Raw genomic sequence first — 11,936 nt, 5'->3', positions numbered from 1 at the left:
CGGCGAGGTCGGCCGCCGCCTGGGCGCGGTGGCGCGCCACCACGGCCGCGCCCAGGTATGCACCGCCACCACTGATACCGAGCAGCACCACCACCATTGCGGCAGCGATCAGTGTGGCTGAGCCGCGCTCACCGCGTCGGCTCCACCGCTGAGACTCCGGTCGCCGCGATGGCCAGCGCGGGCAGCAGGTGCGACCGCGCGGTGACCGTTGCGATGACGAATTCGCCGTCCCGGTGCAGCCGCACCGCCGCGCCGGCGGGTGCGACGCGACGGGCAACATCGGCTGCCGAGCGTTCGTCGCCACGCGCGGCCAGCCGGGCGGCCTCGCGGGCGGCGTCCACGCAGCGCAGCTGCATCGACACCGCGGTGATCCCGGCCAGGCACAGCACCAGCACCGTGACCAGCGTGGCGATACCCAGCGCCGCCTCGACGGTGCTCGCGCCGGCGCTTGACCTGACAACGGTGCTCACACCTTGGTGTTGAGCGCCCGGCCGATGATGTTGGTTAACGCCGCGACGATGGAATCGCCGGTGACGACCGTGTACAGGATCGCGCCGAATGCCGCCGCCGCGACCGTGCCGATGGCGTACTCGACGGTCGACATACCCGACTCGTCGACGGCCAGCAGCGCCATTCGCGCCAGTAGTACTCGAAACATACTGCCTCCCTTCATCTTTTCCATTCGGCGTCACAGCAGACCCGACTGCAACAGGTCTCCGGCCAGGCCGACCACCACCGGGACGATGCCCAGGCAGACGAACGCCGGCAAGAAGCACAACCCCAGCGGTCCGGCGACCAGCACCCCGGCCCGCTCGGCGGCCGCGGCCGCGGTGTGGGCAACGTCCTGACGGCACTGCGCGGCAAGCCCGGCCACACCGTCGGCCAGCGCCGCACCCGAGGCCGCCGATCGTCGAGCCAGCCGCAGCAGCGCATCGGTCTGCGGGTCAAGGACCCCGACCGGCAGATCCGGCGGCACCGACCAGGCGACGGCCGGATCGGCGCCCAGGGCAAGCAGATCGGCGGCGCGGCGCAAAACCCGGGCCAGCGTGCGCGGAGCGGACGGAGCGGTCGCGGCCGCAGCGGTCGACACCGCCATCCCCGCGGCCAGGCATACCGCCAGCACATCCAGGCTCGATGCGACCGCCAGCGGGTCCTGGTCCCGCGTCGATCGGCGCGGCGTGCGGCGCGGGCGGGCCACCAACCCGGCGCGGGCACGTACGAGCGACGGCCCCGCACCACTCAGCAGTGCTGCGGCCAACAGCACCGCCGCGGTCACGGCGTCACTCGATCGGTGATGTGGTCCGACCACAGCAGGCCGCCGCACAGCAGCGTCACCCCGGCCACCAATAGCCAGCCACCGGCGTGGCCGGCCAGCAGGAACGCTATGGGCCGTGCTCCGATCAGCTGGCCCAACAACACCAGCAGCACCGGCAGGCTCGCCAGGATGGTCGCGGTGGCACGGGCGCCGGCCATCGCCGACGTCACATGCGCGGAAAACCGTTGCCGCTCAGCGATATCGCGCCCCGCTGCTCGCATCAGGGTGGACATCGCCAACCCGTGGTCGCAAGCCAGCTGCCAACACACCGCCAGCCGGTGCCACTGCGCGGGCAGCGCCGACATCTCGGCGACGCTGCGCAGACCGGCGGCCACGTCGGCACCGAGGCGGGCACGCGCCGCCACCGCGCGGCAAGAATCCGCGACCGTTCCGCCCGACTCGTCGGCCGCGACACCGAACGCGCACACCGGGTGCGCCCCGGCCAGAAGTTCACTCACCAGGATGCCAACGGCGGCTTCCAGCGCCCGACCCTCGTTTTCGGCGCGGCGACGGCGACGGCGACGCCGGTAGCGCAGCGCCAGAGTTGCACACAACACCGCGGCTGCCAGGATTGTCGCCGGCGGCAGCACCACAGTGACCACAAAGCCGGCCACCGTCGCGCAGACAACCGCCCATCCGCCGGTCGGGCGTGGAATCCGCGGCCCGGCGGCGCCCGGCGACACCAGCCTTCGCCGCGGCGACGACGGCAACACCACCAGCGCCAGCGACAACCCCAGCGCGGCGACCACCGGGCCGGTCACGACGCTGCCCGGTTGGGTAGCAGCCGGCGCAACGCCGCGGCGTGGTCGGTCAGCCCGCGACCGGCGTGCCACACCGTGAGCGCGCCAACCCGCCCGTCGGTGGCGCGCAGCACGGCGATTTCACTGAGCCGACGCCGACCGGCGCGATCCCGCGCCACATGCACCAGCACCTGGACCGCCGCGGCGAGCTGACTGTGCAGTGCGCTGCGATCCAGACCGCCGAGCGCGCCCAATGCTTCCAACCGGGCCGGTATCTCGGCCGGATTGTTAGCGTGCACGGTGCCGGCGCCGCCGTCATGGCCGGTATTGAGCGCCGCCAGCAAATCGACCACTTCGGCGCCGCGGACCTCGCCAACCACGATGCGGTCCGGTCGCATCCGCAGCGCCTGCCGAACGAGTTGGCGCACCGTCACCTCGCCGACGCCCTCGACGTTGGCGCACCGCGCGACCAGCTTGACCAGGTGCGGATGCGCCGGTGCCAATTCGGCGGCGTCCTCGACGCACACAATCCGCTCGTCGGGCGACACCGCGCCCAGCATCGCCGCCAACAATGTGGTTTTGCCGGCCCCGGTGCCACCGGAGACCAGGAACGCCAGCCGGGCGGCGATGATGTCGGCGAGCAGGGCGGCGGCCACCGGCGCGATGGCGCCCGTCGCGGTCAGTGCCGCCAGATCCTGGGTAGCCGGTCGCAACACCCGCAACGACAGGCAGGTGCCCCCAACCGCAACCGGCGGCAACACCGCATGCAACCGCACCGCGAAACCCCCGGCACCCACACCGGTCAACTGCCCGTCCACCCACGGTTGTGCGTCGTCGAGACGGCGACCGGCGGCCAGCGCCAACCGCTGCGCCAAGCGCCGCACGGCCAGCTCGTCGGCGAACCGGACAGCGGTGCGCCGCAACCCGTGCCCGTCGTCGACCCAGACCGCGTCCGGGGCGCTGACCAGAACGTCTGTGGTGCCCTCAGCGCACAGCAGCGGCTCGAGAATGCCGGCGCCGGTGAATTCGGTCTGCAGTACCCGCAGGCTGCTCAGCACCTCGGTGTCGCCGAGCACACCGCCGGATTCAGCCCGGATCGCGTCGGCCACCACGGTGGGCCGCAGCGGGCCGGATTCTGCGGCCAGCCGCTCGCGAACCCGATCGATCAACGAACCGGTCACGCGGGGTTGCTTTCGGATCGGCCTGCGCAGAGCACGGCAAGCACCTGGTGGGCGGCGGCGGCCAGCGCGGATCGCCGGCGCAATCGCAGACCGCCGTGTTCAAGTTGGTCGACCAACCGCGGCTCCGGCTTCATCGACGCCAGCAGTGGCACGCCGGCGACGGCGGCAACCTCGGCTGCCCGTAATCCGCCCGGTGACGGACCGCGCACCACCAGGCCGATATTCGGGTTGATGCCGGCCAGCACAGCGACGATCGTCGCGGTGGCAGCACATGCCCGCACATCGGTTTGGCCGACAACCACCACGAGATCGGCGGTGTCCAGCGCGATGTGGGCCGCGTCGGTCAACCGCCGCGGAAGATCGCACACCACGGTCGCCCCGCCGCGGCGGCCGGCGTCGACGACGGCGTCCACTGTCGCTGCCTCCACCTCGTGTTCGCACCGGGTGCCGGAGAGCAGACTGACCCCGCGATGTATCGGCAACGCCTCGCGCACCGCGGACCAGTTGACCCTGCCCCCCTGGACCGCCAGATCGGGCCAGCGCAGGCCGGGGGCGGTTTCACAGCCGACCAGCAGATCGATGCCACCGCCCCAGGGATCAAGGTCGACCAACAGCGGCTCGGCGGCGACCTGCGCCAACGCGGTCGCAAACAGCGAGGCGCCCGCTCCACCGCGCCCGCCGATCACCGCGACCACGTCACCGCGGGCCGCCTCGCCGCGCACGGATTCACCGGCCTCGGCGAGTTCGCGCACCAACTCGCGTTCCTGCGCCGGTAGCGCCAGGACGTGCCGGGCGCCTACCCCGACGGCGGCCGCCCAGGTCGCCGGCGCCGGTTCGGTGCTGACCAGCACGCTGACGTGGGCCCGCCGCGGCAGTGCACTGTGCGCACAACGCGCCGCCGCTGCCGCGTCGAGCAATACCGCCGTTGCCGCTGACCAGGTTTTGCGATTGACCGGCGAGCCGCCGCCGGCATACACCACCCGCACGCCGACCGCCGCCGCAACGCGGTCCACCTCGTCGCGCAGGGTGGGTTCGGCCAGTACCGCCAACACACCGGTGGTGCCCGTTCTGGTGGTCACCCGCTCACCGTGCCGAGTCCCGCAACCGGGGCGCCAGTGCCGAACCGGCAGGCGTGCACGATCTGTGGACAATGCCCGATCTGTGCACAAATTGATCGGGGTCGGGCCCGCCGGGTCGGGCGCGCACCGATGGCGACTTTGCAACCTGTTACAGGCAACGAATTGACCCCGAAAAGGGACGACCCCCGCCAGGGGGGGAGGAGGCGAGGGTCGTCGTGTATCAGCCCCGGGGGGTCGGGCTGATACACCTCGGCTCAGAGCCGAGTTGTCGTTACTATACACACGACAACTCACGTCCACGCAAGTATTGCGTCAAGAGAACGCATGATGTCCAACTCGATGTTGGCCGCACCGTCGCACGGCACCAAAACACGGCTGACCGGCTGCTTTGCGGCCGGGTCTCGCGACCCGTCCCGACGCGGCCCTATGCTGAATCGGTGAGCGTCTCGGACTCGGCCGTTGATCAGCAAACATCACCGCAAGCACCGGCCGGCACCGGCCGACACCCTCGGACCGCTGCCTTTTTCGACCTCGACAAGACGATCATCGCCAAATCCAGCACGCTGGCGTTCAGCAAACCGTTTTTCAATCAGGGACTGATCAACCGGCGTGCGGTACTGAAATCCAGCTACGCCCAGTTCCTGTTCTTGTTGTCCGGCGCCGACCACGATCAGATGGACCGGATGCGCATCCACCTGACCAATATGTGTACGGGCTGGGATGTGCAACAGATCAGATCGATCGTCAACGAGACCCTGCACGACATCGTCACCCCACTGGTGTTCGCTGAGGCCGCTGACCTGATCGCCGGGCACAAGTTGTGCGGCCGCGATGTCGTGGTCGTGTCGGCATCCGGCGAGGAGCTGGTGGCGCCGATAGCCCGTGCACTCGGCGCTACCCACGCGATGGCGACCCGCATGGTCGTCGAGGACGGCCACTACACCGGCGAGATCGCGTTCTATTGCTACGGCGAAGGCAAGGTGCAGGCCATCCGGGAGTTGGCTGCCCGCGAGGGCTACTCGCTCGAGCACTGTTACGGCTACTCGGACTCGATTACCGACCTACCGATGCTGGAAACCGTCGGGCACCCGAGCGTGGTCAATCCAGACCGCGCGCTGCGCAAGGAAGCAACTGCGCACGGCTGGCCGGTGCTCAGTTTCTCCCGCCCGGTATCACTGCGCGACCGCATCCCGGCTCCGTCGGGGGCCGCGCTTGCCACGACGGCCGCGGTCGGGGTCAGCGCACTGGCTGCCGGGGCGGTCACCTTTTCGCTGCTACGCCGCTTCGCGCCCTAGTTGCGAGGCCAGCAAACGAGTCCTCGTCGCAGATGTGAGGGTCGTTGGATAGTTTTTTAGTTTTAACACATCCGGCCCTTGATGTGATGGGGACCACGTAGTACAAAGGATTCACGGATGCCCGGCGAGGCCAAGATCGATCCGGAAGAGAAGGGTCGTTCTCCCGACCCCGGGCAGCCCAGCACGGATCCCGGCACCCACGCGGAGCCACAGCCGCGAATATGGCAGAAGTGTTGCGGACCTGCGTAATTACGATGAGTGAACGGTTTCGACGACCCTTTGGGTGGAGTTGCATCCGATCGCATCGCAAGATCGCCGAGGCCACCCACGCAACCCCACAGTTGCACGCCTGGTAACCGAGTTCCGTGCTAGCGGGCGGCGAGCCGAATCAAGACGGATCGTCGCCCGCTTCGCCTGTTTGAAGCACCGGAAACGGCTCGTTGCGATGCGACGTCGGCAACCTTATCGGCCCAGTGACTCGGCGATCGCCAGCGCGTCGCGGGCGCCGTCCTGCAAAGCCCGGCAGCACAACTTCAGCCAGGCCGCCATGCCGTTTAGGTTGCCGGCAGCGAAGCCGTGGGCGGCGTCACGGTAGTCAGCGGTGCGCCGCATCCAACTCACCTCCGGTACGCCCAGCCCGTGCGGATCCAGCCCGCCGGCGATGGTCACCAGCCGGGACACCGCACGTGCCACCACGCCGTTCGCGCTGTCGAACGGCGCCAGGGTCAGCAGCTCGCCGTGTGCGACCGCGGCGACCACCGGCACCGGCACCCGGGTGCCGCCGCTCACCATGTCCGCGAGCAGCTCGAGCCGGGGCGCGACCTCGGGGTCGGCCCGTGGCCGGCCCAACCGCTCCTCGTCGACCCGGTCCGCGGCGGCCAGCATGTGCAGCCGCGCCAGCGCCTGCAACGGTGCCCGCTGCCACACCGCGACCAGATTGGTCTCGCCGCCTTCCATTGCCTGCGCCACCCGCAGCGCACCGGCGAAGATGGGATCGCCGGTCGTGGATTCATCGAGCTGCACGGGTCCGCCGTCGAGCATCGATGACGCCCGGGCCGCCCGCAGCGCCGCCTCCGCGGCGGTCACCGGCCAGCCCCGCAGGTTGGCGCGATGCCGGTGCGCGCGTCCCAGCGCGTCACGCGCCTGGTCGGCGGCCGCCGCGACGCCGGGCAGCTGCATCAGCGGAGCCAGCGGGTCAACGGTCACGAGCTGTGACGATAACCGCCGGGACTATGGCGGCGACCCGTCCCCCTCGCCGCTCCGCGGCTGGGGGTGCCCCCAGCGCCCGGCTTCGCCGCGCTTGCGATCGCCGCTGGGTCTATGGCGGCGACCCGCTGCGCCCGGCTTCGCCGCGCTTGCGATCGCCGCTGGGAATCGCCGCCAGCAGCTCGCGGGTGTAGTCGTGACGCGGCCGAGTGAAGACCTGCTCGGTAGGGGCGTGTTCGACCACCCGACCGGCGCGCATCACCAGGACCTCGTCGGCGATCTGCCGGATCACCGCCAGGTCGTGGCTGATGAACAGGTAGGTCAGGCCGAGCGCGGCTTGCAGGTCGGTGAGCAGATCCAGAATCTGCGCCTGCACCACCACGTCGAGCGCGGAGACGGCCTCGTCGCAGACCAGCACCTCCGGCCGCAGCGCCAGCGCGCGGGCGATCGCGACTCGCTGGCGTTGGCCGCCCGACAGTTCCCGCGGGCGCCGGCCCAATACCGACGACGGTAGCGCCACCTGGTCCGCCAGCTCACGCACCGCCCGGTGGCGTTGCCGCCGGTCGCCGATCCGGTGGATGCGCAGCGGTTCCTCGATGGCGCGGAACACCGAGTACATGGGATCCAAGCTGCTGTACGGGTTCTGGAAGACCGGCTGCACTTGCCGGCGAAACGCCAGCGTCGCGCGTCGGTCCAGCGAGTCGATGTCATGCCCGCCGAAAACCACCGTGCCCTTGGACGGCGGCAGCAGACCGAGCACCATGCGCGCCAACGTGGATTTCCCCGAACCGGACTCTCCCGCGATGGCCAGCGTGGTCGCTCGGCGCAGCCGAAACGACACTCCGTCGACGGCGTGGAATTCCGCCTTCCGCCACGGGGCGCCGCGGGATCGCCGATAGACCTTGGTAAGCCCGGTGGCGACGACGACGTCGTCCGGCTGCTGCGCCACTCGCCGGCGAGTGCCGGCCCGCCGCATCGACGGCGCGGCGGCCACCAGCAACCGGGTGTAGTCGTGTTGCGGGTTTTCCAGAACCTGCTGGGCCGCACCGGTTTCCACGACGACACCGCGTTGCATAACGACCAGCTGTTCGGCGCGTTCGGCGGCCAGCCCAAGATCGTGGGTGATCAGCAGCACGGCGGTGCCCAGTTCGCCGGTGAGATGCTGCAGGTGGTCGAGCACCCGCCGCTGCACGGTGACGTCCAGCGCCGAGGTCGGCTCGTCGGCGATCAGCAGCCGTGGCCGGCCCGCCAAGCCGATCGCGATCAATGCACGCTGGCACATGCCGCCGGAAAGCTGGTGTGGATAACGTCGGGCTTGGCCTGACGGATCAGACATCCCCGCCTCGGCTAACAGTTGCACGGCCTGCTTATCGCTGATGTTGTTGGCGCGCAACGTCTCCCGAACTTGGAAGCCCACTCTCCACACCGGGTTCAGGTTGGTCATCGGGTCCTGGGGTACGTAACCGATGCCGGTGCCACGGATCGTGCGCCAGCGCCGCCGGTCGGCGGTGGTGAGCTCGACGCCGTCGAACACGATGCGGCCCGCACAGATTCGCCCACCCGGTGGCAGCAGCCCGAGAATCGCTGCGGCGGTGGTTGATTTCCCCGAACCCGACTCGCCGACGACGGCGACGGTCTGGCCACGGTGTACCGTCAGATCCACTCCCCCGAGCGCGGCAGTCGCCGCGCCGAACCTGACCTCCAGCCTCTCGACGCGCAACAGCGGTGACTCTCCGACTGTCATGCCGATGACGCCGGGTCAAGGGCGTCGCGCAAAGCGTCACCCATCATCATGAACGCCAGCACCGTGATCGCCAGTGCACCGGCCGGATAGAACAGGATCGGTGAGCCGGCCCGTAGCCGGATCTGGTCCACACTGATATCCCCGCCCCAGGACACCACCGACGGCGGCAGGCCAACCCCCAAGTAGGACAGCGTGGCCTCGGTGACGATGAACAAGCCCAGCGCGATGGTGGCGACCGCGATCACCGGTCCGACTGCATTGGGCAGTGCGTGGTGTGCCAGCACACCGAACCGGCTGCGCCCCAATGCCTTCGCAGCCAACACGTAGTCGCTGCCCCGCACCGCGATTACCGCGCCGCGGGCGATCCGGGCCACTTGCGGCCAGCCGAACAACGCCAGGATCGCCATCACCGTCCACACCGTGCGGTGATGCATGACCTGCATCAGCACAATCGCCGCCAGCAGCAACGGGATTCCGAAGAAGACATCGGCGATACGAGAGACCACCGCGTCCATCCAGCCGCCGTAAAAGCCGGCCAGCGCACCCAGCGCCCCGCCCACCACGAACACTGCAAGCGTGGCGCCCAGGCCGACGCTGATCGAGGCTCGCGCGCCGTAGATGGTGCGCGCGTAGATGTCGTGGCCCTGCAGGTCGGTACCGAACCAATGCCTCGCCGACGGGGCGAGCATGCTCTGGTTCGGATCGGCATAGCCGGGATCGGCCCCGGTGAACACCGCCGGAAACCCGGCGACGATCAGGATCAACACGATCAGCGCCGCCGCGACGAGGAACTTCGGGCGATGCAGCAGTGTCCGCCATATTTCACGCCAAAAGCCGTTGTGGCCAAAGGCTTCAGACATAGCGGATTCGGGGATCCAGCGCCGCGTACAGCAGATCCACCAGCAAGTTGGTGACCAGGTAGACGACGACCAACACGGTCACAATCGACACCACGGTGGGCGCCTCCTGGCGGGTGACCGCCTGATACAGCACGCCGCCGACACCATGGATGTTGAAGATCCCTTCGGTGACGATCGCACCGCCCATCAATGCGCCGAGATCTGCGCCGAGGAAAGTCACCACCGGGATCAGCGAGTTGCGCAGAATATGCACCGTGACTACTCGTGGCCGGGATAGTCCCTTGGCGGTAGCGGTGCGCACATAGTCGGCGTGCGCGTTGTCGGCCACCGCCGAGCGGGTCAGCCGTACCACGTAGGCGAACGACACCGAGCCCAGCACGATGCCGGGCAACATCAACCGGCCGATCGTCGCCCGATCGCCGACGGTGACCGGCGCGAGGCCCAGTCGGACCCCGAACACGAACTGCGCCAGGAACCCCAGCACGAAAATCGGGATCGCGATGATGGCCAGGCTGGCAATCAGCACCCCGGCATCGAAGATGCCGCCCTGACGCAATCCGGCGATGACGCCAAACCCGACGCCCAGCACCGCCTCCACCGCCAACGCGACCAACGCCAACCTGATTGTCACCGGAAACGCTTGAGCCAGAACGGTGCTGACCGGCAGTCCCGAGTACGCCCGGCCCAAATCGCCATGCAGAATGCCGCCGAGATAGCGCAGATACTGCAGCCAGAACGGGTCATCGAGGTGGTACTGGGCGCGTAGTTGCGCGGCGACGGCGGCGCTCAGTGGCCGGTCCCCGCCCAACGCGGCTACCGGGTCGCCGGGCAACAGAAACACCATGCCGTAGATCAGCAGTGTCGCGCCCAGGAAGACCGGCACCATGGCCACGACCCGCCGCGCGATATACCAGCTCATCTCAGGCCTTGACGATGTGTTCGTAGTCGGGCAGGCCATTCCAGGTAAGGACGACGCGGCTGACGGCCGACGAGTGCCCGGCCACGCTGACCGTGTACCACAGCGGGATAACCGGCATGTCGCGCAACAGGGTTCGCTGTGCGTAGTTGGACAGCGCATAAGACTGCGGCAGGCTGGTCGCGGCTTCCGCGTCGGCCAGTGCGGCGTCGAATTGCAGGTTGGAGTAGCCGACGTCGTTGGCTCCGGCCCCGGTGACGAACAATGGTTGGAGGAATTCCAGCATGGACGGGTAGTCGCCTTGCCAGCCGGCACGGAATGCGGTGGTGATGGTGCGATCGGTGATCTGGGTGCGAAAGCCGGCGAACGTGGGTTGCGGCGCGCCGGCCACGTCGATACCCAGGACGTTCTTGATGCTGTTGGCCACCGCGTCCACCCAGTCCTGGTGGCTGCCATCGGCGTTGTAGGCGATCGTGTACCGGCCGGTCCACGAAGAGATGGCATCGGCCTGCGCCCACAGCCGCCGTGCGGTGTCCGGGTCGAAGTTCAGCGCATCGTTGCCCTCGATGTTCGGGTCATACCCGGGCAGCGAACTGGCGGTGAATTCGCGAGCGGGCGCACGAGTTCCGGAGAAGATCTGTTGGCAGATCTGCGGGCGGTTGATCGCGGCCGAGAGCGCAAGCCGGCGTAGTCGGCCTTCCTCGCCACCGAGGTGTGGCAGCCGCAGCGGCGTGTCGATGGTCTGGTTGACCGCCGCCGGGGCCGTGATGGCGTGGTCGCCGAGGTCCTTGCGGTAGACCGGCAGCAAACTGGGCGGAATACTGTCCAGCACATCGAGATTAGCTGACAACAGATCGGCATAGGCGGTGTCGAGGTTGGCGTAGAGGACGAAACGCAACCCCTTGTTCTGCGGCACCCGGTTGCCGTGGTAGCCGGGGTTGGGCACCAGGTCGATCTTGACGTTGTGCTGCCAAGCCGGGCCGTCAGCGAGTTTATATGGGCCGTTGCCGATTGGGTGCTGCCCGAACGCCATCGTGTCCTCGAACGCCGAGCGTGGCAGTGGATAGAATGGTGAGAACCCAAGCCGCAGAGTAAAATCGATGGTCGGCACTTTGAGCCGCACAGTAAACTCGCGGTCGCCCACCACATGCAGACCGGACATGGCGTTCGCCGATGGTTTCGGTGCAGCGACCTCGTCGAAGCCGGCGATCGGGCTGAAGAAGCTCTGTTGCAGTTGGGCATTGGTGGACAGCGCGCCGTAGTTCCAGGCGTCGACGAAGGAGTCTGCCGTCACCGGTGATCCGTCCGAAAACGTCCACCCGGGTTTGAGGATGATCCAGTAGTTGACGTTGTCGGTGGTCTCGATCGAAGAGGCGACCTCCAGTGCCGGCTTGCCGCTGGCGTCGTAGGACATCAGACCGGCGAACAGCCGGTCGATGACGCGGCCACCGTTGGTGTCGTTGGTGTTGGTGGGAATCAGCGGGTTCTGTGGCTCGGCGGCATTGGCGATCACCGCATCGGTGCTGACGTCGCCCCCGCAGCCGGTGAGCGTCAGCACTACAACGGCGGCCGCAACTGCCGCTACGACACGCACCATGAG

General features: G+C 68.6%; 13 protein-coding genes. 1 reads left to right on the top strand and 12 read right to left on the bottom strand.

Going from position 1 to position 11,936, the window contains the following annotated elements; all coding sequences use genetic code 11:
• The 7 genes from ACRDTL_RS20115 to ssd all read right to left on the bottom strand — a co-directional run.
• On the bottom strand, positions 1–97 hold a 97-nt coding region (locus tag ACRDTL_RS20115; protein WP_431508456.1), incomplete at its 3' end, for a pilus assembly protein TadG-related protein.
• A gap of 31 nt (positions 98–128) precedes the next feature.
• The gene (locus ACRDTL_RS20110; RefSeq protein ID WP_431508452.1) at positions 129–470 is read right to left on the bottom strand and encodes a TadE family type IV pilus minor pilin; all 342 of its coding nucleotides are present in this window, start codon (positions 468–470) and stop codon (positions 129–131) included.
• On the bottom strand, positions 467–673 hold the full coding sequence (locus ACRDTL_RS20105; RefSeq protein WP_431508451.1) for a DUF4244 domain-containing protein: 207 nt from the start codon (positions 671–673) through the stop codon (positions 467–469). The genes ACRDTL_RS20110 and ACRDTL_RS20105 overlap by 4 nt, the downstream gene beginning before the upstream one ends.
• A 15-nt stretch (positions 674–688) precedes the next feature.
• Positions 689–1,276, bottom strand: coding sequence for a type II secretion system F family protein (locus ACRDTL_RS20100; RefSeq protein ID WP_431508450.1), 588 nt, complete (start codon positions 1,274–1,276; stop codon positions 689–691).
• Positions 1,273–2,076, bottom strand: coding sequence for a type II secretion system F family protein (locus ACRDTL_RS20095; RefSeq protein WP_431508449.1), 804 nt, complete (start codon positions 2,074–2,076; stop codon positions 1,273–1,275). The genes ACRDTL_RS20100 and ACRDTL_RS20095 overlap by 4 nt, the downstream gene beginning before the upstream one ends.
• Positions 2,073–3,236, bottom strand: a complete 1,164-nt coding sequence (locus ACRDTL_RS20090) for a TadA family conjugal transfer-associated ATPase (protein ID WP_431508448.1) — start codon at positions 3,234–3,236, stop codon at positions 2,073–2,075. The genes ACRDTL_RS20095 and ACRDTL_RS20090 overlap by 4 nt, the downstream gene beginning before the upstream one ends.
• On the bottom strand, positions 3,233–4,288 hold the full coding sequence (gene ssd, locus ACRDTL_RS20085; RefSeq protein WP_431508455.1) for a septum site-determining protein Ssd: 1,056 nt from the start codon (positions 4,286–4,288) through the stop codon (positions 3,233–3,235). Before ssd ends, ACRDTL_RS20090 begins: the two co-directional genes overlap by 4 nt.
• A gap of 464 nt (positions 4,289–4,752) precedes the next feature.
• Here ssd and ACRDTL_RS20080 point away from each other — a divergent pair, with 464 nt between their 5' ends.
• A complete protein-coding gene (locus ACRDTL_RS20080) occupies positions 4,753–5,610 on the top strand; it encodes an HAD-IB family hydrolase (RefSeq protein WP_431508447.1) in 858 nt (285 codons plus the stop codon).
• A 462-nt stretch (positions 5,611–6,072) separates the two neighbouring features.
• Here ACRDTL_RS20080 and ACRDTL_RS20075 read toward each other — a convergent pair whose 3' ends face one another.
• The 5 genes from ACRDTL_RS20075 to ACRDTL_RS20055 form a co-directional block, all read right to left on the bottom strand.
• A complete protein-coding gene (locus ACRDTL_RS20075; RefSeq protein WP_431508446.1) occupies positions 6,073–6,816 on the bottom strand; it encodes an oxidoreductase in 744 nt (247 codons plus the stop codon).
• A gap of 112 nt (positions 6,817–6,928) precedes the next feature.
• Entirely contained in the window at positions 6,929–8,560 is a 1,632-nt protein-coding gene (locus ACRDTL_RS20070; protein WP_431508445.1) for a dipeptide ABC transporter ATP-binding protein, read from the bottom strand.
• A complete protein-coding gene (locus tag ACRDTL_RS20065; RefSeq protein WP_431508444.1) occupies positions 8,557–9,420 on the bottom strand; it encodes an ABC transporter permease in 864 nt (287 codons plus the stop codon). Before ACRDTL_RS20065 ends, ACRDTL_RS20070 begins: the two co-directional genes overlap by 4 nt.
• Entirely contained in the window at positions 9,413–10,339 is a 927-nt protein-coding gene (locus ACRDTL_RS20060; protein ID WP_431508443.1) for an ABC transporter permease, read from the bottom strand. The genes ACRDTL_RS20065 and ACRDTL_RS20060 overlap by 8 nt, the downstream gene beginning before the upstream one ends.
• Position 10,340: 1 nt before the next feature.
• Positions 10,341–11,933: a peptide ABC transporter substrate-binding protein gene (locus ACRDTL_RS20055; protein WP_431508442.1), complete on the bottom strand. Its 1,593-nt coding sequence runs from the start codon at positions 11,931–11,933 to the stop codon at positions 10,341–10,343.
• Positions 11,934–11,936 lie beyond the last annotated feature (3 nt).

The organism is Mycobacterium sp., from assembly GCF_050700595.1.
Lineage (GTDB): Bacteria > Actinomycetota > Actinomycetes > Mycobacteriales > Mycobacteriaceae > Mycobacterium.
Note: the sequence above shows the minus strand (reverse complement) of the source record. Positions and strands in the feature narration are given on the sequence as shown.

What these genes read in the sequence shown, in the direction of transcription:
- ACRDTL_RS20105 (WP_431508451.1), bottom strand. Translation starts at nt 673, where the DNA reads ATGAAGGGAGGCAGTATGTTTCGAGTACTACTGGCGCGAATGGCGCTG.
- ACRDTL_RS20055 (WP_431508442.1), bottom strand. Translation starts at nt 11,933, where the DNA reads ATGGTGCGTGTCGTAGCGGCAGTTGCGGCCGCCGTTGTAGTGCTGACG.
- ACRDTL_RS20070 (WP_431508445.1), bottom strand. Translation starts at nt 8,560, where the DNA reads ATGACAGTCGGAGAGTCACCGCTGTTGCGCGTCGAGAGGCTGGAGGTC.
- ACRDTL_RS20065 (WP_431508444.1), bottom strand. Translation starts at nt 9,420, where the DNA reads ATGTCTGAAGCCTTTGGCCACAACGGCTTTTGGCGTGAAATATGGCGG.
- ACRDTL_RS20060 (WP_431508443.1), bottom strand. Translation starts at nt 10,339, where the DNA reads ATGAGCTGGTATATCGCGCGGCGGGTCGTGGCCATGGTGCCGGTCTTC.